This window comes from Acinetobacter lwoffii (assembly GCF_024129735.1).
In the GTDB taxonomy this organism is placed as follows: domain Bacteria; phylum Pseudomonadota; class Gammaproteobacteria; order Pseudomonadales; family Moraxellaceae; genus Acinetobacter; species Acinetobacter lwoffii_H.
This window is the reverse complement of sequence record NZ_JAMXXK010000036.1, coordinates 12,080-35,250: the sequence shown is the minus strand read 5'-3', so window position 1 is coordinate 35,250 and position 23,171 is coordinate 12,080. Positions and strand designations below refer to the sequence as shown.

20 protein-coding genes and 3 pseudogenes are annotated in these 23,171 nt (G+C 40.2%); 5 read left to right on the top strand and 18 right to left on the bottom strand.

The window, feature by feature from the left end:
• A partial coding sequence (locus NI469_RS10990) for a transposase family protein (protein WP_253175186.1) occupies window positions 1-204 on the top strand: 204 nt, incomplete at its 5' end.
• Window positions 205-254: 50 nt separating this feature from the next.
• On the opposite strand, the gene NI469_RS10985 is transcribed toward NI469_RS10990, so the two are convergent.
• From NI469_RS10985 to kdpA, 5 genes are all read right to left on the bottom strand, one after another.
• Window positions 255-968, bottom strand: a complete 714-nt coding sequence (locus NI469_RS10985; RefSeq protein ID WP_004281627.1) for a response regulator — start codon at window positions 966-968, stop codon at window positions 255-257.
• Window positions 969-995: 27 nt separating this feature from the next.
• Complete coding sequence (locus NI469_RS10980; protein WP_222111929.1) at window positions 996-3,644, bottom strand: sensor histidine kinase; 2,649 nt, start codon at window positions 3,642-3,644, stop codon at window positions 996-998.
• A gap of 206 nt (window positions 3,645-3,850) precedes the next feature.
• Window positions 3,851-4,453 (bottom strand): potassium-transporting ATPase subunit KdpC, encoded by a 603-nt coding sequence (gene kdpC / locus NI469_RS10975; protein WP_004679624.1) that lies wholly within the window; start codon window positions 4,451-4,453, stop codon window positions 3,851-3,853.
• Window positions 4,454-4,472: 19 nt separating this feature from the next.
• Complete coding sequence (gene kdpB, locus NI469_RS10970; RefSeq protein ID WP_004281624.1) at window positions 4,473-6,515, bottom strand: potassium-transporting ATPase subunit KdpB; 2,043 nt, start codon at window positions 6,513-6,515, stop codon at window positions 4,473-4,475.
• Between the two features lie 11 nt (window positions 6,516-6,526).
• Window positions 6,527-8,251, bottom strand: coding sequence for a potassium-transporting ATPase subunit KdpA (kdpA, locus tag NI469_RS10965; protein WP_005252878.1), 1,725 nt, complete (start codon window positions 8,249-8,251; stop codon window positions 6,527-6,529).
• Between the two features lie 313 nt (window positions 8,252-8,564).
• Between kdpA and NI469_RS10960 the strand changes: the two genes are divergently transcribed.
• A complete protein-coding gene (locus NI469_RS10960; protein ID WP_004281622.1) occupies window positions 8,565-9,362 on the top strand; it encodes an undecaprenyl-diphosphate phosphatase in 798 nt (265 codons plus the stop codon).
• Between the two features lie 55 nt (window positions 9,363-9,417).
• On the opposite strand, the gene NI469_RS10955 is transcribed toward NI469_RS10960, so the two are convergent.
• The 9 genes and pseudogenes from NI469_RS10955 to NI469_RS10915 form a co-directional block, all read right to left on the bottom strand.
• Complete coding sequence (locus NI469_RS10955) at window positions 9,418-10,353, bottom strand: recombination directionality factor (protein ID WP_222111928.1); 936 nt, start codon at window positions 10,351-10,353, stop codon at window positions 9,418-9,420.
• A gap of 195 nt (window positions 10,354-10,548) precedes the next feature.
• Window positions 10,549-11,607, bottom strand: coding sequence for a YqaJ viral recombinase family nuclease (locus NI469_RS10950; RefSeq protein WP_222111927.1), 1,059 nt, complete (start codon window positions 11,605-11,607; stop codon window positions 10,549-10,551).
• A gap of 175 nt (window positions 11,608-11,782) precedes the next feature.
• Entirely contained in the window at window positions 11,783-12,814 is a 1,032-nt protein-coding gene (locus NI469_RS10945; RefSeq protein WP_222111926.1) for a DUF932 domain-containing protein, read from the bottom strand.
• 22 nt (window positions 12,815-12,836) lie between these two features.
• Window positions 12,837-13,115: a hypothetical protein gene (locus NI469_RS10940; RefSeq protein WP_005027442.1), complete on the bottom strand. Its 279-nt coding sequence runs from the start codon at window positions 13,113-13,115 to the stop codon at window positions 12,837-12,839.
• A 103-nt stretch (window positions 13,116-13,218) separates the two neighbouring features.
• Complete coding sequence (locus NI469_RS10935) at window positions 13,219-14,127, bottom strand: YagK/YfjJ domain-containing protein (RefSeq protein WP_222111925.1); 909 nt, start codon at window positions 14,125-14,127, stop codon at window positions 13,219-13,221.
• Between the two features lie 110 nt (window positions 14,128-14,237).
• A pseudogene (locus tag NI469_RS10930) lies at window positions 14,238-14,444 on the bottom strand (transposase family protein); the annotation flags it as partial.
• A gap of 7 nt (window positions 14,445-14,451) precedes the next feature.
• Window positions 14,452-14,991, bottom strand: coding sequence for an IS630 family transposase (locus tag NI469_RS10925; protein ID WP_225554437.1), 540 nt, complete (start codon window positions 14,989-14,991; stop codon window positions 14,452-14,454).
• A gap of 16 nt (window positions 14,992-15,007) precedes the next feature.
• On the bottom strand, window positions 15,008-15,463 hold the full coding sequence (locus tag NI469_RS10920) for a helix-turn-helix domain-containing protein (RefSeq protein ID WP_004647755.1): 456 nt from the start codon (window positions 15,461-15,463) through the stop codon (window positions 15,008-15,010).
• 58 nt (window positions 15,464-15,521) lie between these two features.
• Window positions 15,522-16,140, bottom strand: a pseudogene (locus NI469_RS10915) (transposase); the annotation flags it as partial.
• Between the two features lie 605 nt (window positions 16,141-16,745).
• Here NI469_RS10915 and NI469_RS10910 point away from each other — a divergent pair.
• On the top strand, window positions 16,746-17,621 hold the full coding sequence (locus NI469_RS10910) for a hypothetical protein (RefSeq protein ID WP_222111924.1): 876 nt from the start codon (window positions 16,746-16,748) through the stop codon (window positions 17,619-17,621).
• 92 nt (window positions 17,622-17,713) lie between these two features.
• Here the strand turns inward: NI469_RS10910 and NI469_RS10905 are convergent, their stop codons facing one another.
• Window positions 17,714-18,679: a hypothetical protein gene (locus NI469_RS10905; RefSeq protein WP_222111923.1), complete on the bottom strand. Its 966-nt coding sequence runs from the start codon at window positions 18,677-18,679 to the stop codon at window positions 17,714-17,716.
• A 165-nt stretch (window positions 18,680-18,844) separates the two neighbouring features.
• Here NI469_RS10905 and NI469_RS10900 point away from each other — a divergent pair, with 165 nt between their 5' ends.
• Both NI469_RS10900 and NI469_RS10895 read left to right on the top strand, forming a co-directional pair.
• The gene (locus NI469_RS10900) at window positions 18,845-19,138 is read left to right on the top strand and encodes a pyocin activator PrtN family protein (RefSeq protein WP_228740338.1); all 294 of its coding nucleotides are present in this window, start codon (window positions 18,845-18,847) and stop codon (window positions 19,136-19,138) included.
• 7 nt (window positions 19,139-19,145) lie between these two features.
• Window positions 19,146-19,361 (top strand): hypothetical protein, encoded by a 216-nt coding sequence (locus tag NI469_RS10895; protein ID WP_222111921.1) that lies wholly within the window; start codon window positions 19,146-19,148, stop codon window positions 19,359-19,361.
• Here the strand turns inward: NI469_RS10895 and NI469_RS10890 are convergent.
• From NI469_RS10890 to NI469_RS10885, 3 genes and pseudogenes are all read right to left on the bottom strand, one after another.
• Complete coding sequence (locus NI469_RS10890) at window positions 19,354-20,556, bottom strand: tyrosine-type recombinase/integrase (protein ID WP_253175179.1); 1,203 nt, start codon at window positions 20,554-20,556, stop codon at window positions 19,354-19,356. The two genes, NI469_RS10895 and NI469_RS10890, sit on opposite strands and share 8 nt — an antisense overlap.
• Window positions 20,557-20,771: 215 nt before the next feature.
• Window positions 20,772-20,843: pseudogene (locus tag NI469_RS15985) on the bottom strand (hypothetical protein); the annotation flags it as partial.
• A 143-nt stretch (window positions 20,844-20,986) separates the two neighbouring features.
• Window positions 20,987-22,840 carry a putative bifunctional diguanylate cyclase/phosphodiesterase gene (locus NI469_RS10885; protein ID WP_253147067.1) on the bottom strand — a complete coding sequence of 618 codons (1,854 nt, stop codon included), beginning with the start codon at window positions 22,838-22,840 and terminating at the stop codon, window positions 20,987-20,989.
• Window positions 22,841-23,171: the final 331 nt, after the last annotated feature.

Here is a 23,171-nt window from a genome sequence, read left to right as displayed (position 1 = left end):
GCCAAAAGACACTGTAAATTGGATCCTGAATTGAAAATCTATAATCAAGAAATCAATAAAAGAAGAATCGGAATTGAGCATGTATTTGGCAACCTGAAAACCTTCAAAATCCTTGCTGAGCGTTATCGAAATAGAGGTAAAAGGCTTGATTTGAGATTCAATTTAATCGCTGGAATCTACAACTTGGAACTGAGCAAAAAATGATTTATGAAAGAGGTCTAATTACTCATGTAAAATAAATGGCATATTTAATATTAATAAATCTTCAAAAATCGCAAACCCACTCCCGGTTCAGTAATAATATATTTAGGCTGCACAGCATTATCATTTAACTTCACTCTTAATTTAGCAACCAGAATCCTTAAATAATGCGTATCTTCTTGGTGCGTTGGCCCCCACAGCTCTTTCAGTATTTGCGGCTGGGTAATCAATTGGCCTTTATTTTTCGCCAATAAATTCAGCAGCTGATATTCTTTGCGTGTTAAGGAGAGCAATTGTTGATTTAAAAAAACCTGCCGTTTGGAAAAATCGATTTTTAATACGCCATCATCAAAAATTGCCGTATCAACAGTACTATGCTGATGCTGCCTAAGCAGTACACGAATGCGCGCCATCAGCTCCTGAACACTAAACGGCTTGGTCACATAATCATTTGCGCCAGCATCCAGAAGCTTCACTTTTTCTTCTTCATTTGCCCGCACAGACAGCACTATCACTGGAACGTGCGACCATGTGCGAAGCTCAGACAAAACCTCATAACCATCCAAATCTGGCAAACCCAAATCGAGGATCACTAAATCTGCGCCTTGCAAAGCTAGGAGTTCCAAACCCTTTTGGCCATTTTCAGCCAAAAGGGTTTTATAGCCTTGCGCTCTGAGTGCTATATCCAAGAATTTTCGAATCTGATTTTCATCATCAATAATCAAGACATTGGTCATGGAGCTGGCTGATTCATTCTGTTCTGGCATTTTCCCACCTAAAAGCTGCTAGATGCTTTAAGTAATTTGCTGAATAGGAAGCTGTATGCGGATACATGTTCCTTGATTGTTCTTGCCTGATGATGCCATGATTTTCCCCATATGCGCACCCACAATCGCTTTCACAATCGTCAAGCCCAAGCCTGTACCATATTGCCCGCGGTCACCGCGCTGCATGGTATAAAACATGTCAAAAATGCGTTCCCGCTCACCTTCCGGGATACCCTGCCCCTTATCAGTTATGGCAATTTCGATCTCATTTTCATTCACCTGCTGCACCTCAATCATCACAGCTTTATTCTCTGGTGAAAATTTTGCGGCATTTTCCAGCACATTAAAAATGGCCTGTTCAATCAAGGCGGCATGTACAAATAAACTCAAAGATTCTTGAGGCGCATGCACTTCAACCAATGCATCTGGCATATAACGGTTTAAACGGCGCACTGCTGAACCGATCAGTTCATCAACTCCAATCCAGTCCCGCTTCAAGCTTAAGCCTTCATGGCCTAAACGGGTCATATCCAGTAGGTTTTGAATATAGCGGTCTAAACGTTCCCCCTCTAAATGAATCGCTTCCAGCAAGCTGTCCTGATCATTTTCATTCATGGAATGGCGGTAAGTGCTCAAAGTATCCGCTGCTCCAATCATCGACGCCAAAGGCGAGCGTAAATCGTGCGATACGGATGATAATAATGCCGAGCGCAATTTTTCCGTTTCAGAATTCACATTGGCTATTTCCAAAGCCTTGGTCAGCTGGGTGCGGAAAATCGCCTGCGCAAGATACTCTACCATGAGTTCAGCGAGCTGTTTTTGCTCCGTATTGATTACTGCTTGCACATCTTTAAGTTTCAACCCCACCACGCCTAAGCATTGCTTGGAAGCCAATAAGGGCAAAAACCACCACTCATTTTCCGTCAAGGTTTGGGTAAAGCGACCGGACGGTTGATGGTTTTTGAATGTCCAATCGGCTGAAATTTTTTCTTTATTACTCATGATAGTCGATGATGCTTGAGTTGCTGCAGTATCTGGGAAATACAGCCAGACATCTGCATTGAGATTTTTACTCAGGCTATGTTCAGCAATCTCCTTGATTTGTGCCAAATCTAATGCTGTGGACAGCTTCTGCCCTAAATCCTGCATAATGCTGTTATAACTGTTCGCCGTTTTGAGTGCAGTCACCTGCTCTTTCAAACGTGACGCTAATCGGCTCGAAATTAAAGCCGCGCCCAAAAATGCAATCACGGTGACAATCCCCTGATGTGCAGAAATCTGAAATGTAAATTGCGGGGAAATAAAGAAAAAATTATAAGCTAGAAAGAATAGGATGGCTGAAAAAGCTGCAGCCAGCATCCGTGTTTTTGATGCCACAAAAACCACAGCGGTGATAAAAATCACCGAAAGATCTTCAATCCCTAAATACTTTTCCCCTAAGCTTGCAATCACAATGCTGATGACCGTGGTGGCTAGTACGTACTGTATTTCTCTCAGCGACAAGAATGCCCTTTGAGTGAAAAAGGACAGATGCTTATTCTCTGCAATAATCGGCACAATACTGAGTTCAAAACTGGGCCGGTATTGCAGTAATTGATCAATCAAATTGAGCCTTAAATTCAGCGAAAACTTTTGCGGAGCCGCTTGTGCTAAAACCAAGGTTGAAATGCCGCGGTCCATCACATAATCAAATAAAGTTTTAGCATGTTGCTGGCCGTGAAGGACTTCTGTCATTCCACCCATTTGACGCGTTAAGTTTAAAGACCGTTCAATTTCACGGCTTTGCGAGTTTTCCTGTTTATTCATGATTTGCGTATCATGAGAAAAAGCAACAACCGTCCATTTTGCCGCACGATGCTCGGCAATACGGCATCCAGTCCGAACTAAAGCTTCAGAATGCCCTTTGCCATCAATCATAATTAAGACATGATTTTTTAAGGGAATTTGAGCAAGCCCTTGAATGGCGAAATTTTCGCGTACATCATTATCAACATAATTGGCCACAGTTTGCATTGCCAGTTCACGCAGTGCCGTTAAGTTGGAGCTGTTGAAAAATCGCTGCAAGGCCTGTTCGGCCTGCTCAGGCACATAGACCTTTCCTTGGTTTAAGCGCTCCAACAGCTCATTTACAGGCAAATCAATCAAGCGGATATCTCGAATCCGTTCGAATACCCTGTCTGGCACGGTTTCAGTGACACGAATCCCTGTGATTTGATATACCACATCATTCAAACTTTCCAAATGCTGAATGTTCATGGTGGTAAAAACATCAATACCAGCATCTAATAATTCATTGATATCTTGCCAGCGTTTTTCATGACGGCTGCCGGGCATATTAGTGTGGGCAAATTCATCCACCAAAACAATACTGGGCTTTTTATCCAAAACGGCATCTAGATTCATTTCCTCCAGATGCTGCCCTTGATATTCAATAGCCTTTCGCGGAATTATATCTAAACCAGAAATTAAATTTTCAGTTTCTCTACGGCCATGCGTTTCTACATAGCCAATGACGATATTAATGCCCTGCAGCGCCAGTTCATGCGCACGAACCAGCATGGCAAAGGTCTTTCCCACGCCCGGAGCTGCGCCTAAAAAAATCGTCAGCCGCCCAGACTGATAACGCTGTGTATGTTGCAGCAAAACATCGGCTTTATTGGTTCGTTGATCAGTCATAGAAGTAATCTTTATTTATTGCTTTAAAAAGATGTTTTTAAATTCATTTAAATGCGTCTAAAGTCAGCTTGGCTATTGCTGGGCAATATGGATGCCACCGTTGGGCGGAGGTATAGAACATCCCCTCGCCCAACAATCGTATGTAACTTAATTCAAATTATTTAATAGCGTTCAATCACTATATTTTAATCTTCAAGCCATTCATATCACTTCCCGCCCCGATCCAAAGCCAAATTCAATTCAAGCACATTGATACGTGCCTGCCCTAAAATCCCAAAAATCGGCTGAACCGTATGCGACTGAATCAGTTTTTCGACATTCTGTTCAGGCATATGCCGTGCATGGGCAATCCGCTTCACTTGAATCATGGCTGATTGCACGCTAATTTCAGGGTCGATGCCACTGCCTGAAGCGGTGACCAGATCCGCAGGAATTTTAGATTTTTCAATCTGTTCCTTCGCTGCGATTCGATTCAGCCGTTCCTCTATGGCTTTCTGCAGTTCAGGATTGGTTCTCGCCATGTTGCTTCCGGCCATCGCCATAGGATCATAATTTGCGGCAGATGGACGCGGATGGAAATATTGAACTTGGGCAAAAGGCTGTGCCACTAAGCGTGAACCGATCACTTGATTATTTTCGACAATCAAGCTGCCGTTGGCTTGTTTTGGAAAGAGCATTTGTCCTAAGCTGGTTGCAGCAGCACTATATACAAAGCCGCATAAGCCTAGAGCAATGATGGTCATTCCAAACGAAGCGCGCAGTTTCTCACCCCATGATGAGTCTGCCAATTGATGATTTTGCATATTCACTTTGTCATCCTCAAAAAATTTATAGGGCCAAGATTGGACTGATCAGCAGATCAATCGCTTTAATGGCAATAAACGGTAGCAGCACCCCGCCCACACCATAAATCAGCATGTTGCGGCGCAATAATTGGGTAGATGTCGAAGGTTTGAATTTCACACCGCGCAGTGCAATTGGAATCAGCAGAGGAATAATGATCGCATTAAAGATCAGCGCAGACAGGATGGCACTTTCAGAACTGCCTAGTTGCATGACATTTAACACATGCATTTGCGGAATTGCCGCGACGAATAATGCCGGCAAAATTGCAAAATACTTTGATACATCATTCGCCAAGGAAAAGGTGGTTAATGCACCGCGAGTAATCAGCTGCTGTTTGCCTATTTCAACCACAGATAGCAATTTGGTTGGATCAGAATCTAAGTCCACCATATTGCCTGCTTCTTTGGCTGCTTGCGTTCCCGAGTTCATGGCTAAGCCAATATCTGCTTGGGCCAACGCCGGTGCATCATTAGTACCGTCACCGACCATCGCTACCAAATGTCCTTTGTTTTGCTCGGTTCGAATGCATGTGAGTTTATCTTCTGGTTTCGCTTCAGCGATATAATCATCCACACCAGCCTCTGCTGCGATGGCCGCTGCTGTGAGCGGATTATCTCCGGTCACCATCACAGTTTTAATGCCCATTTCACGTAAGCGCGCAAATTTTTCTTTAATGCCTTGCTTAATCACGTCTGATAGTTCAATGACACCCAACAAATTCTGGTCTTTAGCCACGACCAGCGGCGTTGCCCCTTTTGAAGCTATTTGTTCTACGCGCGCTTTCAGTTCGGCATGATTTTCAAGGTTTTGCGAAGCGAATTTAAGAATGGCATCCATAGCGCCTTTACGCACTTGATGACCATCCGCCAAGTTAAGGCCTGAAATGCGTGTGGACGCATTAAAAGCGATAAATTCAGCCTGTTCAGGCTCGGCCACTCTTTCACCTTGCTCTTTGGCCAAAGCAACCACCGATTTACCTTCTGGCGTTGGATCAGCCAAAGAAGTCAGTACCGCCGCTTGGCGAAGTTCAGACTCCGTCACTCCTGTTAAGGGATAAAAAGCAGTCGCCTGACGGTCACCGTAAGTAATAGTTCCGGTTTTATCGAGTAGTAAAACATCTATATCGCCTGCAACTTCAACCGCCTTGCCTGATTTGGCAATCACATTGGCTTTGAGCGCTCTGTTCATCCCTGCAATTCCAATAGCTGGCAATAAGCCGCCGATGGTGGTTGGAATCAAGCAGACCAATAGCGCCACCAATAAAATCGGGCTGATTTCAATATGCAGGAAATGTCCAATCAACGGCAGGCTGACCACGACGATGATAAAAGTCACAGTCATCACGGTCAGTAAAATACCTAAGGCAATTTCATTCGGTGTTTTTTGACGGTTTGAGCCTTCGACTAAAGCAATCATTCGGTCGAGAAAGCTATTTCCCGCCTCTGCGGTCACTTGCACGATGATCCGGTCGGTTAAGACTTTGGTTCCGCCAATCACCCCAGATTTATCTGTGCCCGCTTCACGGAGTACCGGCGCAGATTCACCTGTTACTGCAGCTTCATTGATCGTAGCAAAGCCCTGAATTATTTCACCATCTGCGGGAATCAATTCCCCTGCACGCACTTCAATCAAGTCATGCATGTTCAATTCAGCCGCTGAAATCTGCACCCCATCCATATCATCTTTAGAATGGATCCGGCGCGCCGTCAAATTCTGACGCGCTTGACGCAGGGATGACGCCTGTCCGCGGCCTTTGGCTTCAGCAACCGCTTCGGCATAATTGGCAAAGAGAACCGTCACAAATAAAATCAACGTCACCAATAAGCCAAAAACCAAACTAGATTGACCTAGAATTGTACTAACCAGTGTAATCAGCGTCCCAAGCCAAACGATGGCCATCACCGGATTTTTAATCACATGCTGCGGCAGCAGTTTAATAAAGGCATTTTTCCATGCTTCAGCTTGAAATAAGGTTGAAGCTATGGTGTTTTGCTGTGTTTGAACAGTGTGTTTTGAATGATTCATTGTACTCACCCTTAACCTTGAACCAATAACAGATGATCAGCAATTGGCCCCAAGACCAGGGCTGGCATAAATTGCAATAAGGTCAACATCACCACAATGGCAATTAAAGTCAGTGCGAATGTTGGCGTTTCGACTTTTAAACTGCCGCTGCTTTCAGGTGCTTGGCGTTTAGCAGCTAAACGTGTAGCGATGATTAAAGGAATAATTAATGTCGGGAAACGGCCGAGCAATAAAGCAATACCGCATGTGACATTCCACCACACGGTATTGTCTGATAGCCCTTCAAAGCCTGAGCCATTGTTGGCAAATGCAGACACATATTCGTATAGCACTTGAGAAATGCCATGGTATTGCGGATTACTGTTGCCCGTCAATTCAGGAAAAAATACAGTTATTGCGGTTAAACCAAGAATGACGATGGGTTGGATCAAAATCACAACAGCGAGCAGCTTGATTTCACCGACTTCAATTTTGCGGCCAAACAATTCTGGGGTGCGGCCGGTCATTAAGCCTGCAATAAAGACTGCTAAAAACAGATAAATAATGAATTGCTGTAAACCACAGCCAATCCCGCCCCAAATGGCATTGATCAGCATATTGGACAATTGCACCATACCTGTGAGCGGTGCAGATGAATCATGCATCATATCCACTGAGCCGTTATTGACTTGGGTGGTGACCGCTGACCACAAAGCAGATGATGCCTCGCCAAAACGCACTTCTTTACCTTCCATGGCGGAAAGCAATGTCGAAGTCGATGAAAGGCTTTCTGACCAGATAGCGCTAGTCGCAGAAATGATCGACATCAGCAGCATTGAAGCAAAGACCAAGCCTGCGAATTTGGCGCGTTTGGTGAAAAAGCCCAGCATAAAAATCACCGAAACAGGGATCAGTAAAATCGCAAGCATTTCCAGAAAGTTTGACAATGGTGTCGGATTTTCCAAAGGTACACTGCTGTTCGGACCATACCAGCCACCACCATTACTGCCCAATTGCTTAATTGCTACCATGGGCGCAACAGGGCCTAAAGGTATTTTTTGCGTTGTTAATTCGCTGCTTTGGTCGATGACTTGAACTTCTGGGCCGCCTTGAAAAGTCGATGGTACGCCTTGGCTAGTGAGCAATAATGACCAAACCATGCATAAAGGAATCAGAAAGCGGAACGTCGGACGAATCACATCGGCCCAATAGTTGCCGACATTAATTTGTTGCACTTTATGCTTAAAGCTGGTCTGTTGATCGGTTTCAGAAAGTGCATTGGATTGTTTGTAGAACAGTGCTCGAACTGTAGCCACCACCATCGCCAGGCCCATCATCGGCGTGATGATCTGCAAGCCGACAATGCCGACCATTTGCGATAAATATGACAGTTGCGCCTGTCCTGAATAGTGCTGCTGGTTGGTATTGGTCAGAAACGAAATCATGGTATGCAGCGCCAAATCCCATGACATATTCGGTGCATGGTTTGGGTTCAACGGCAGGCTGGCTTGAACCATAAATAGAGTCCAAGTCACCAAACCGATCACTGCACAGCTCATGACAAAATTGAATGAATAGGTTTTGACATTCATCCCCCGTTTGGGATTGATTCCTAAAACCGCGTAAATGGGCTTTTCAATCCAATTGAATAGAGGATCAATTTTCATATCGCGGTTGTGCATAATTGCTGCGAGGTATTTACCCAAGGGATAAGCCAGAACAAAGACGATGGCTAAAAGCAAAGCAAACTCTAACATGGCATTTCACTCCTATGTTTCAGAGCTGAAATCTGCTTAAAGAAGTTGAAATAAGATATATTTTGATTGTTTTGTACAACGCAATTTTTTTGATGCTGTACCTGCTGATGCGCGTGAATGACCGCACTCATGTTTTTCATCCTAAGCATTGGGATATTCCACTATCTAGTATGAAAAATAAAACCGTAAAGTCTCTATCCATAACTTTGGATGCCGCGTAAAGAAAGCGTAAAAATTTGGCTCAGTGAATTTATAAATGCAGAAAAATATCTTAAAAGTGATGGTTATTATTATTCCGTGACTCACTTTATTTATGGATATAATTTCAGTACTTAAAGCCTTATTTTTAGGTTTTATAGAAGGTTTAACGGAGTTTTTACCCATTTCCAGTACTGGTCATTTAATTTTATTTGGCCATTTAATTGATTTTCATTCAGACTCAGGCCGTGTCTTTGAAGTTGTCATTCAACTGGGCGCAATCTTAGCCGTTTGTTGGCTCTACCGTAAAAAAATTATTAATCTACTACATGGTTTTATATCAGGTGATTACCATGCGAGACGTTTTGCGATAAATGTCTTCATTGCATTTATTCCTGCAGTAGTGATCGGAGTTATAGCTGTTGATTTTATTAAACAAGTTTTATTCAGTCCTTCGGTTGTTGCATCTGCACTGATTATTGGTGCACTGTTAATTTTTGCTGTAGAAGCTAAAAATTTTAAAGTCCAAACCATTGAGGCAACCAATATTGGATTCAAACAGGCCATTGTTATTGGTTTGGTTCAATGTCTTGCGATGATTCCGGGGACTTCACGGTCTGGTGCAACCATTATTGGGGGGATGTTGGCGGGTTTATCACGTAAAGCAGCTACTGAATTTTCTTTTTTCCTTGCCATACCAACAATGCTTGGTGCCGCTACTTATGACATATTTCGCAACGTTGATGTTTTAACTTCAGAAAATTTATTGAATATTTCCGTAGGCTTTGTAACCGCATTCATCGCAGCTTTGCTTGTGGTAAAAGCCATGGTTAAATTTGTAGAAAAACATACTTTAAAAGTTTTTGCTTGGTATCGTTTGGTATTAGGTTCAATCATCTTATTTATTTTTTAATACAAGCAAAAAAATAAATAAATTAAAGAGAACTCGCTGTTCTCTTTAAGTTTTTTTAATTTACAACCCGTACATTCTGCTGCAAGCTTTTCTGAATCTCTTGTACAACACCCTCTCCCTGATGGAACTTAGGCCCTGATTTAGATTCCTTTTTGGTTCTAGTTTGCAGGGGTTCAGATTCAATAAGTTCATCTATATCAAACTCCTTAACTACCTCCAAGCCTTCCTCTATATCGACCTCCATCCTTCCATTCGCAAAACCCTTCCTTGCAGTAAAGTCTAAAGCCTCCTGATAAAACCCAGCCTGCTTACTCTGCTCATCAATTTGCTTTGCCTGAATAATGGCTTCATTCAAGCTAATCCCCTCCCTTAAAGTTAGATCCACGTAATACACCGGCTGACGATAGCTTTGTGTCGTACTCTTGCCCCGCAATATCAATTGCAAGGGTAGACATGACAGCAAACCATTTGATGCCGCATGGTAATAACTCAGCCGTGCAGCCAAAGTACGGATACTGTTAAAGCCTGTGGTTCTAAAGATAAAAGTTCCAAATTCATCAGATTCATCTAAGTTCACATGCAAACGCCCATAGGGCTTGCAGTTCCCGCCTTGGGCCAATGGACATAAATCAGGGGATAGACAGGGATGTTGTTCTACGCCTTGATTAGTTAAACGCTGGCAGGTTTCTCCATTACCGACACACACTGGCCGTCCGGTCTGTCGGTCAAACAGGCTGTATTCTGCACGCAGGTTTAAATCAGGATCATTAAAGATCATTCTGACGGGGATTGAACGTAGCTTTTGATTCGAAGCATTCGCTCGCAGCTGATCATCCAGTGGATGTTTAACCCAGCCTTCTTTGCTTTGAATCTGGGAAGTAATGGTGAACTGGTCATCCTTTTCCGGTAGGCGTTTGCCATTCTTCTCGATCATCCGACCGATACTGATCCGTCCGAGTATTGGAGGAGTAATTGCTAAACCTTTAATCATGTTGATATTCCTTAATGTATTACGTTACAAATTTGGGTCTATGTATGTAGGTCAGAACAAGGACCAAATAAGTTACCCAAAGAATGTAGAGCCAGATAAAGTGCTACAGAGATCGCGACCGATTTGCTCTCTACCGAAGGGTAGAGAGCGGGGAGCGATTTTTGTGATTTTTTGATTTGGTGCTGTACATAGGGCTTAGTCGCTATAGATGTTAAATCGACGACTGCCTTGCTTTTCAAGTGGATAAAGCTCGATGAGTTCAGGCTGGTGCTGAAGCAATGCCTTGGTGTTGAGACTGATGGAGTCCTTGGCTTTCTTCCAAACTACCGAGCCATGTGCAAAGACTGCCCTTTCCTTGTCTTGCATCATCATCTGGATTTCATGTTTAAGCTGGTCAAAGCGTTCCTGCTTATGCTGAATCTCTTCTTTCATTTTGATAAGCTGGTCGAACATCAAATTGGCATTTTCATTTTGCGAAAGATCCTCTACCGTTAAAGGTACATGCGCTGGATAAAGTTGTTGAATCGCTTTAGCTGCGGATTCACTTGCATCCACGGATGGTGGTGTATCCTTTTCCACGCATTCCCAGAAATATCGTTCGGCTTTAACAATATGCTCAATCACTGATTCAGACCGTGTCACTTTGAAAATCTTGGTTTCATGCCCACAGATTAAGACACAAACATGTGCTGCCTGCTTACCAGTCACCGCCAGTTGATGTTGTACCTGACACAGCACGTATAAAGGCACACCATCACGCCACAATTTGGCTCCATGCTCACCTGCTGTTTTGCATTCTAGGATCTGAACGTCCTCACTGCCGACCACGCTGTAATCCAGATTGGCTAACATAAAGTGTTTATCGGGATCAGGATGCTGAAGTACTGCATTGATCCGTCGCACCTTGTTATGGGTGTGCATGCTATAGAACTCTGCCACTAAAGGTTCCAGCTGCTTACCCCAATACAGCGGTGCTACACCTGAGCTTTCATCTTCAATAGACTGAGCTTGACGGCCCGTTTTGATTAGCCACAGTTCCAGCATCGACATGTAGGGATTGAGACCACAGGCAGTTGCGGCATCACTGCTACCGATACCTTGTTTGCGAACTTCAAGCCAGTCCTGATATTCCATCCCTTTGGTATTAACCAATCGCTTGGCTGCTGTTGAGCGTTTGGTGGTGATGGTTGGATTGACTACGATCTTTGATCCTACCGTCGTAGGCTGATGGGAAATAGATACAATTTGATTCATGGAATGATCCTTATAAATTCTGATCTCTGTAAAAGAAATGCATAAAAAAGCCATACCCGACACGAGGTCGGGTATGGCGATTTGTTTGCTGTTTTAATTGAGAGGGGTTACATGAGTGCTCTGATGAGCATTTGTTTGGGGTGACTTGATTTCGACATGAGTGAGTTAGTTAATTTCAGGCGATCAAAGTAAGTGCTTGCTCTAATCCTCGTTGTTTCACACCTGCACCTGCACCAAACCAAGCTGAATCAAGACGATGATCGGTACTCATGGCACGTCGTTCATGATCCACAAATTCTGTGATGGAACACAGTAAGCCATAAGCCGTATCTTTAGCTGATGACAATTCAGCACCGCGTCCTTGCCCATTAAACATCTCCAAGGCTTTATTCATAGCACGACCATTCGGTTCAGGCTTTTTCTCCTGAGCTTGATGCGCGACATTACGATAGAACTGAATGATGTTTTCTTCAGGATCGGAAATTGACATGGTGCTGTTATTGAACACGGCATCAAAGTAGGCTTTGGCTTCCTGCTGACTCACCTTACGCTGTGTGAGCTGTTTCATTTCATACATGTGCTCATCCCATGCACGCACTGAAATACCTAATTGCTGCTTCACTTTCTCTGCATCGAACTTGGTGCTGTGCGGTACTTTGACTACACCAGCACTACTGCTCTGCCCACGTAGAGCAATGGCTAAAGTGTTGTTACAGACCACCCGGATACTTGTGAACTGTGCTGTCGTTGCCAAAGTGCCATCACATGCAGTAGCCAGCAGGATATAACCATTACTAACATCCCTAGCCTTTAATGCGGTACTTTGTCCAGTACGTGCTAAAGCCCAGAACTTCTTCCCACCTTTCAAAACCCCTGCGGTTTCTAGCTCAAAGCCTGATTGCTCAGTGAGGTCCCGGTAGAACTCCAGAATCTCTTTGGGTTGAACTTCCTGATAACGCTGACTGACCACAGATAACGGTGCATACGTATCTGAGCGGTACAACACTCGCTGCTCTTCAAATGGCATGATGATGCTCTGACCACGTTCATTTTGTGCCATATAGCTGACGTTCGAGGATTCAATCCGCCAGTCCATCCCAGCTTGCTGTGCCCAAACTTCGAGTGGTTGATTCGGACTGAGTTGATTACCCAGACCATGCCAAGGGGTTTCGCCAACATAGGCTATTTGTTCGATTTGATGTGCCATCGTTCTTATCTCCTATGCTGATTCAACGAAAGTTTTGCTGACAGTGATTGCAGTGATAGTAGGCCAGGGTGATTGGCTTTTTCGGCTCATCAAACACGCTGCTGAATAAACCACCAATGACCGCACCTGCAAGCCCGCCAAGCAGTGGTGATACTGGCAAAGGTAAACCCTTTGAAATAGATGCACCGATAGTTGCGAACGATGCAGATGCTGCTAGACCTGTAGAATCAGATCCACTCACCTGCTGATTAACCACCTGAATGACCTGATCCGATAAGCAATAAGGACAATTTAAACTCATAATATATACCTCTAGAAATGACAAAGGCTCGCCGATGAGCAAGCCTTGCAAAGTTAAAAAACTCGTTTTCATCTAGATAATGTATATCTGAGATTATTTTCATTTAGCGTCTATCATACTGCGCTCTTAACTGACCTTTACCAAATATTCTTCGTCCTTTTGGCTTTACACGTAAGTATTGAAGAGTACGTTTGTGATGATCAGTAAGGTATTGCATTGCCTCAATGAAATTTGTCACTTGGGTTGAATTACGACGATAGATTACACCAATCCCCAGCTTATTCTCTCTTCGAAGTTTCGCTACACGTTCCCGGTTCCAGCAATTATAGCCTTGACCATAACCTCTAGTAATATCCTTCCATAGCGCGATTATTTCATCCCCCCAATATGCTGCGCTTCCATCACGATAGGCATTATCATAAATGATTGCTAAGTGACAGTGAAAACCTTTACTTTTACCGCCTTGCTCCACTCCCCATATATACCCGACCACATGTTTAAATATGCCATCTTTATTTTGGATACGATTAAGCAGTATATCTAAGTCCTTATAAATATCTTCAACTCTGATGCGACTAGAATATTCTTGCAAATAACCCAAGTCTACACGAGCAACTAATATTCGACTGCATTTATTAAGTATTGATCTACAATATTCCTGAACTTCAACTTTATTTTCATCTTTCTGTTTTTCGATTATCTTATAATCTTTTTCAAAATCCTTAGATAAATCTAAAAACCATGATCTCATCTCTCTATACCCAATTATCTTTAGCTCATCCATAAGATCAAAATAATCGGAGTCTATTCTCTGCAAGTCATATCTCAGAATTACAAAGAATTTAAGATAACCTGTGTATTCATCATCAGGATCATAAATATCATTAAAGTCTAATAACAGATTAGTAAGCTGTGAATAGAATCCATCCCATTTTTTACGTTCTCTTTTTAAACGTTTTAAAAATTTCTCAATCTCAAGTGTAAGTCTTTCCTGATTAATTGAATCTCTCATGTTTAAACCTATGTGTGTGATAGTTACATAAGAGATAGGGAATTCAGTATATGTATACGTTTACTTTTCAACAAAATATTAACTAATAAACAGATCTCTTGCGAAAGTCATTATTGAAAATTTATCCGGTTTACCAATGCAGCTATTAAGTTGACGCGTAAACCAAATCTTTTCCGTCTATTTCGATAGCGTTCACTTAATATTCTAAATGTTTTCAATTGACTATTGATGTGTTCGATCACAACTCGTATTTTTCCAATCATTTTATTGTACTTTTTCTCAACATCAAATAAGGGTAAATTCTTCTTTTTCTTTAAGTTGTCATTAAAAAGTAAACATGTATTCTTTTCCGAATTGGTTTGATACTTTCTCCACCCATTGCTCTATTTTGTCAGCTGTCATGACTTGAAAATCTCGCCAATAATATTTCATCTGCTTCCATACCATCTCGATTCGATTTAACTCAGGGCTATAAGCTGGAATAAAATACAGATTCGTCGAAAAGTTAGTTTTAAGTAGCTCTCTGTAATCAGCCATCTTTTTACTTCTATGAATCGAGGCATTATCAACAATAAGAACCAATGGAAGGTTATACGTCTGTTTTACTTGTTGAGCTATTCCAGTTAAATAGGCATAAAACCAAGTGCTTGTCACTGACTCTTGTAAACAACTAGTCACCAGTTTCCCCGTTGAAAGCAAACACCCCATGACATTAACTCGTTTTAATCTTATTGCATCAACCGCATGAACATCACCTATCTTTGTCCACGCATAGCGGTTATCAGGTGTAGATGAAAATCCTGTTTCATCAACATAACCTAATATAATTTCACCACGTGCCGCTTGCTCTCGTAATTCTTCAATCTGCTGTGTTGCTTGTTCAAATGCAATCGGATCTCTTTTTTTTCAAGCTATGACGGGTACGCTTGAAGACCATACCTGAATCCCGTAAAAACTTACGAATGGTTTCAACAGACACGGACACTTCGTATTCTTCATGTAGTTTGACTCGGATTTGTTCTGCATTGAGTGGACTTGTATTGACCCAATCTAGGATTTTCGCCTGATAGTCTGAGATCAATGTATTGGGTCGACCTGAGCGATGACCTTCTTTAATCGATTCAAACTCATACAATTCCCAACGTCGGCGTTGTAGCCTTATGGTTTCTGGGATACGTTCTTGTAGAGTGGCAACTTCCGCAACGCTTTTACCTTCGGAAAGCCAGAGAATAGTTTGGGCACGTTGCCTTTCACGCCAATGTTTTGCATGCTTGACCAGAAAAATGAGTCGTTCTCGCTGTTCTAAACTAAGTGGTACAGAAACAATTCTAGGCATGTGTGAACATCTGTTAACTAAAAAAACCTTTTCGCATCATTAGTTATTTTTGTCAACTTATTGGCATCAATAATTTAAAGCCATCTTGCTCTAATCCATAGTAACCTAAATCGGTCATAACATATTCACAATGTTTGAATTTCTTAACCGTTTTTCTTGCCAGTTTAATGTCATGCTGACTGCCATTCGATATATCTAGCCCTATGATTTGTTTGCTCTTCGGATGATAGATCACTTGTACTTTTAGCGTATGTTTCTTCTTTTTACCACTGTAGAACTTACTCTGATTTTTTTTTCGGGCGTTCTATTGAACATTCTGTGGCATCAATAATAACCCAGTTAAAGTGTTCGTCTGCTGTGGTAATGCTTCGTTTTGGCAGAGTAAAACGTCTTGATTTCATTAATGCATCTTCAACTTTTTTAATGGTTCGATTCACATTGCTTTCAGCGATATGGTAATTTGCCGCCAATTCCAGTTGAGTGCTGTAGTTCCGTAAGTAATTGAGCGTTAATAACAACTGATCCTCTAAATCTAAAGTATGAGGACGACCTGATTTCTTTTTGAGTGATTCTGCTTTTTCTAAAACATCTACCATTTCGGTAAAAACTGGTCGAGGTACGCCAACCAGGCGTTTAAATTCAGAATCTGAAAAACGGTTTAATTTCTGATATCTCATGAAATCTATATTGAGGTGGTTTTTACTTTCGCAAGAGGTCTAACGATTAGATTAATAACCAAAGCTCTAGAGAGCCTAAATTCCTCCTGTAGTACAGTATCTATTTATCGCATTAAGCATATTTTCTCCCTGCTCCACGCTTAAATTCATCTAGGCTCCAACCTTAAAAAAGCTAGAATTAAGTTAATTAATAAAAATCAATTTCAAAATTTGTATAGGGATAAAAATTCAAAGTTTTAAATTTATTTAGCCATCAAAAGCATCTAAAAAGTTACACGGTATTTTCTGCTTAAACACTCCCTCATTATTCACTTAAATAAATTCATATTTTTTCAAAATCATGGATCATAAATTCAAATTAAAACCTCATCACCTCCATATTTTAAATTCTAAACGTCCTACATTTAAAACTACGGTAAGCACTCCATCAAAGTTAAATAGGCCCTGTATTTAAGATGGAGCTATAGATATCACGGTAATTTCTTCACGCCAAGCATTTAAAAAAACTATGGCAAATCAACCGAAATCACCCGAAAAGAAATGGAATAGTAAGCAATAGATTGCCATAAAGTATGACCTAAGCTTTTACTAAGGTAGATTCAAAAATGCGTAGAACTCCAGCTTTAGATCAAACTAAATCATTCCTATCACGTTGTAGAGATATTGATGCAGTATGGATACTCAATATCTTTAATGAAGAGATTAAACAATACAAAGATGTTAGGCGGACTGATGTTGATATGCTAAACAGACTCGATAAATTTTCTGATATCAAAAAGGAAATCATGGCTGAACTCTGTCATTTACATGACCGTGATATAGAGCATTTTATTTATTGCCTAGAAGAATACCAAGCTCATATTTCTATGCCTAAAATTGATCTGAAGAATATCGAAAATAATAAACGTTTTATATTATTCGCAAACAATACTATGCAAAATAATTTAAGAAGTAGAATACTAGAAGATATAAGCAATCCTGTTTATAAGTTTTTTTATATACTTTTCACATACGAAGAATATTTTGACCATCCCAGATCATTAGAGGAAATATATAAACGTTTCTCCAATGTACACATGAAGTTCGATAGTCATTTTAATTTTGCTGAAAATGATTTTTACATATGGGCTAATAGTCACATTTATAAAAGTGAAGAATATAAGAGACTCCGCGTGAATTTATTAAACTCTACTAATCCTGAAATAAATATTAACTCAATCTTTGATCAACTTTATGATCTAGATATTAATGTCCACTATGCCCTTAGAAAAAAAATATCTAATGCTTGGTATCAGAAAAGACATCGAGATGATAAAAAGGTTAAAAAACCTGGATTTTATGCTCTTACAGTTAAAGCAAAAGAAGCTTTAGCCTCACTTGCTCGTAAAAACAACCTTTCGGAAGATAAGGTTTTGGATGAACTCATAAATCAAGCCTATGTAAAAGAATGTAACCAACTAACAGGTGAGTTTCCTTACTAAATCTAAATTAAATCATAGTGAAATTAGACTCTGCCTAGATTAGGCAGAGTCTAATTTCATTAATTAATATTAAATTAAGAAGCTTGGAGTTCCTATTTTTCAAGAATTTTTTCAAGTAAAGGCTTATTTTTACGTAAAGTATTCGCAACTACTTTTTCAATATATTCAGTGCCATATGATAAAAAATTATTATAATTTTCGTATGGATATCCTCTTCTCAAACTCTCTTTAATATTTGAAATTTCCTCGTTCATTAACTCTATTCGCTGTTCAATTACTTTATACTTTGGATCATGTTTACGAATATTCTTAATTTTTTCTACCTGGTCCGATTTATCTAACTCAATTTCGACTAACTTGCTATTAAGCCATTTGGTATCAATTTTTTCAAACTCACTATCAATAATATCGATACAATCTTTTGCAACTTGATCTGCAGATTTCCAACGCTTACCTTGCTGATGTTGTCGCAAAACAATCTGCGTAAGCATTTCGTTTTTTTGACTTCTGATCTTAGTCCTTTCACCTAAAACAACTCTAGTCTTATCAATTCGTTTTTTTAAAGCCTTACTAGTCAACCCATAATTAGCCGTATTTAAAAAAATATATTGATAAAAAATATCTTCAAACTCTTCTTCAGCTTCTTTTGCAGTTAAGTTAGACAATCTACTAGACAGCAAATCTAGCTGATTAAACAATTCAATTAAATCCCCAATACTATATTTATAATCTTTTTGGAATTGTTCATAACGGGGATTGTGTTGATCCTGAAGCATAGCTTGATAAATTTCTTGAGTTTCGCTTTCTTCAAAATCATCCTTTATTTTGTGAAACTTTATTCTTTCAACAGACTCTAAATTAGAAAATTTTATAGATTGGATGCTCTTGATCTTCTCTTTCACTGTTTTAATAGGCATAGATTTATTTCTTACAACTTCTACTTTTAGTTGTTGCACATAGGGATCCCAATCCGCAAGAAATACAATGACTGCACCATACTGATTTAACAGCTCAGCTTTTAACTCGTTAATATTTTGTCTAATTTCTACATGAGACATCTGCTAGACCTTTTTCAATTAGAATTACATAACTAATTTACATGAAAAAATAAACCTTACAATTCAATTAATTTACGTTCATTTATTTTTTACAGCTGTAACATTCCTCATTTTTTATTTATCAATTGCACAATGCACTTATCGACAATACATGAGTGTTTTAAAGTGAAAACAACTATTTCTACTTACGACTACCTTTTTCTAAAATTTGGCAACCCGATGCCAATGTTGGATGATGTTTGCAAAGCATACTACCCACATCTAAGCAAAGAAAATATTTTAGAGAAAGCACGAAAAATGGATTTTCCTTTCAAATGTGCACGTTTAGATCGAAGTCAAAAGTCTCCATATTTTGTTGATTTAAGAGATCTTTCTAATATTTTAGATAGTTTGTTTCAAAAGGACTCACCATATATTGATACCAACATTGTTCATACTCTAAAAAGCCCAAAGGAGTAAATTAGCAATGGCTTATCTTACTTCTAAAGAATTACTGGATAGATTTAAAATCAAATCTCAAACAACGCTATGGAGATGGCAGAAACCTACTCAGAAAGTTTTTGATGTACCCTTTCCATCACCTGTCAAGGTATCAGTGGGTTCTAAAAGCCTTTGGGATGAAGAGCAAGTCATTACTTGGGAAAACCAGCACTTCAGAAATAATAAAAGCCTAACTACTTAGTTAGGCTTTCCAATTTATCCCACCATTGCTTGTAAGCGATTCCCATCTCGTTCTGATAATCATGATAGTCATAAGTACCCTGCTCTCCTGGCATGGTGTGACCAATCATTAACTCTGCAATATCACGCGATGTAAAACGACTAAAATGAGTACGAGCGGTACGTCTTAAATCATGCATAGACCAATGTTTCATCTCAACACCATAATGTCTTCTTGCATATTGCATGACATTATACGGTAGTTTACCTGGGCCATTTTGCCCATACATCTCTTTAGTCCCATTATTCACGAACATATAGATGGAATTATTCAGCTCTATAGCCTGCTTAATAAAAGGCTCAATTTCAGGCAAAATCGGTCTAATAAGAGGTCGTTTCGTATACTTACCTGTCTTATGATTTTCAGGTGGCACTGTCCAAATCTTACGTTCAAAATCGAAATCCGATTTTTTCGCCATCCTCAACTCACTATACCTATTCGCATAGAAAAGACAGATTTTAATAAACAGCGCATTCTTCAATGCCATTCTAGATTCATCACAAATTTTCCAAATTAATGCCACTTCATCATCGTCAAGAACTCTATCCACTTTATTTTTTTTAATATTAAGATCACGTTTTCCCGTTATATGACGTATCGGATTATTCTCAATCAGCTTACGATTTACACCCCAATCTAAACACTGCTTTGTATTTGTCAGTAATCTATCTGTAATTGAAGCTGATTTTTCAAAATGCGCTTCTAGTAACTCTAACCACATATGTAGGGTGATTTGGTCTGCTGGTAGAGATCCATATTTAGGAAATAAATACAACTGAAAAGACCGCAATTGTTGTTGTGCATTTTTCTTATTCGCCATGCAGTATTTTTCATGCCATTCTAAATAAAGTTCCTCAAAAGTTAGTGCATTCGTCACCTTATGAACTTCTAATTTTTTATACACTCTTGGATCATGACCAGCCTCCAGAACCCCTTTCATTTTTTGTAATTCTAGCCTAGCTTGCTGTAAAGTCAGATTTGGGTAAGAACCTAGGTCAAGCCGTGCTTGCTTTCCTTGATATCTGAAGCGCATTTGAAAAATGATTTTACCTTTAGGCGAGACACGTGCACTCAATCCATCTCTATCAGCTTTAACATGTTGTTCAGCTCTAGTCTTACCTAAATTCTTTTTTAGCCATGTATCTGTGAGTGGCATTCCACACCTGTGTACAAAATTTTAAATTAGAAAAACAACATCATATATGTACACACTTATGTACACAAAATTTATGAATAAACTTAAAGCAACTTGAAGTCACATGCAATGGGTATAAAATATAAAATTAGTTAATATACTGTAAATTATAGAAATATTAGATTCGTTTTCGAGACTTTTGAAATGGGTTGAAATAAGATGAGTTATAGTGTGGTATTTGGGTGGGAAATAATAGCGAACGTACGTCGCTGGGCGACTTGTGCCGCCAGTTCTTGCTTAAAGCTCATGAAATATACCTACTGCTCAATGCACAGCATTCGAGATCAAATTCGATCAATATGAAAAAAATTGGCGATATTGTAGCAGAGTTTCAGGGTGGAGTTCCGTGAGCCATATTGTCTATCCTGACGCTCAATCAATTAGAGCGCTATTAATGGAATTGTAAATTTTCTAAACGTTGTTCATCTACCGGCAAGCCCAGCAAAAAGCCTTGTAACTGTTCACAACCGAGCCGGGTTAAAATTTCTGCTTGCGCTTCTGTTTCAACACCTTCGGCGGTCACCACCAAGCCCAGTTTTATGGCCAGCTGAATAATGCTTTCCAGAATCATTTCCTCTTTGGAGCCGACTGCCAGATTTTTGATAAATTCCCGGTCAATTTTTAACTCATCTACGGCGAAATTCTTTAAATAGAGAAAACTGGAATGCCCTGTACCAAAATCATCAATGGCTAGACGGATGCCCATTTGTCTTAAGCGCTTAAAGCTGCGCATACTCACATCAATATGATGCATGGCAGTCGATTCAGTAATCTCGATCATTAAATGCTGAGGACTGATTTTATATTGTGCAAATAACTTTTCTAAAGTACTAAACAGATGCTTATGTTCAAATTGTACCGCAGACAAATTGACCGCGATAGGGAAAAATTCAGTATGTGTCCGTTGCCATTTTTGAATCTGCTGACAAGCCAGTTCCAATGCCCAATAGCCCATTTGAATAATCAATCCAGTTTTTTCAGCCGCATTGATAAACAGATTCGGGCCGAGCAAACCAAACTGGGGATGGTTCCAGCGAATTAATGCCTCTACCCCACACAAGCTACGATCCTTGGTCCGAAACTTGGGCTGATAAAACAGCACAAACTGCTGCTCTTCCACGGCTTTATATAGGTCATTAATCAGGGTGCTTTGGCTTTTGCTTTCATCCTGGTCGGTAGAATAATTAAAGACTGAATAGGTATTGCGTCCCTGATACTTGGAACTCAGCATCGCGGCATCAGCATTGACCAGCAGATCCTGTAAATTTTTGCCGTGCTCCGGATACATGGCAATACCAATACTGCCCGAGATATGAATACTCTTGCCTTCAATCAGGAAACTTTCCTGAATCAGTTCAAGAATCTGTTCTGACATTTTTGCAGCTTTGGCGACTGAAGTATTTTCCAGTACCAGCAGAAATTCATCCCCACCGATTCTGAGCAGCTTGGAATGATGGCCTAATAACAGATGAATCCGCGTGGTCAATTGAATCAGCAACTGATCGCCGACCAGATGGCCAAACACATCATTGACTGCCTTAAAACGATCCAGATCGATATATAAAAAAGCAATTTCATGCTGCTGTTCGGACTGACCTGAAAACAGCAGATTTGCATATTCAGCCAGATACAAACGGTTAGGTAATTTGGTCAGATTGTCCTGAATGGTCTGATTTTCAATTTGTTGATTGGCCCATGCAAGCTGACGGTTGCGTAATCCCACACGCAGTTCGGACACGATGATACACATCAGCGTCACCAACAACAATCCGCTCATAAGTACCACGGCCAGAAATAGCTGATCATGTGCCTGAACTAATTCCGGTGACTGTTGCATATGGGCGGCAGTAAAATTGAATGACATCATGCTAATAGAGTGCATGCCAAAGATGCTGAGTGCGATCACACCTAATACGAGAACTGACCGGAAAAATGACCAGGTACTTCTGGTACTTAACCAGAGGATAAACATAGATGCAATGCATATCACCAGAACAGACAGGAGCATCAGGCCCAAATCCATCTCATATTTATTCAGCACAAAACTTGCTGTCAGCCCAATAAAATGGATCAACCATATGAATAGGCCCAATAGCATGGTGGTTAGCATTAAATTGAAGGTTTTAAAGTTTAGCTGTAAAGCGCCTGAAGCAAATTTTTTAATCCGTGCGATGAGATAGCAAGCAACCAATGCAGAAAGAATGGACCCGATGAACAGACCAATATCATGCTGAATATCAATCATAAAAAATGTTCCCCATCGGTGATCATTTTTATTATTCTCTGCACTGATATTTCCATTTTCACCCGATCAAATTTGAACTCAGTAAAATCTCAAGACTGACTATCCATGCAAGCCAATTGGTCTGCAACAACATCAGTCTTAACTAAAATTTAGAATTTATATTTCTTTCTTTTGAAGTTGAGAATTGCCCCAAAAATAAAACTCAACAGAAAAATAAAATACAACTTATATATTAGAAGTGTTTCAAATTTAAGCAAATATTTAGCTTCATTTTTTAGCTCATTTATTCGATCACCATCACAATTTTTTTCTTTTTATTTAGACAGATGGC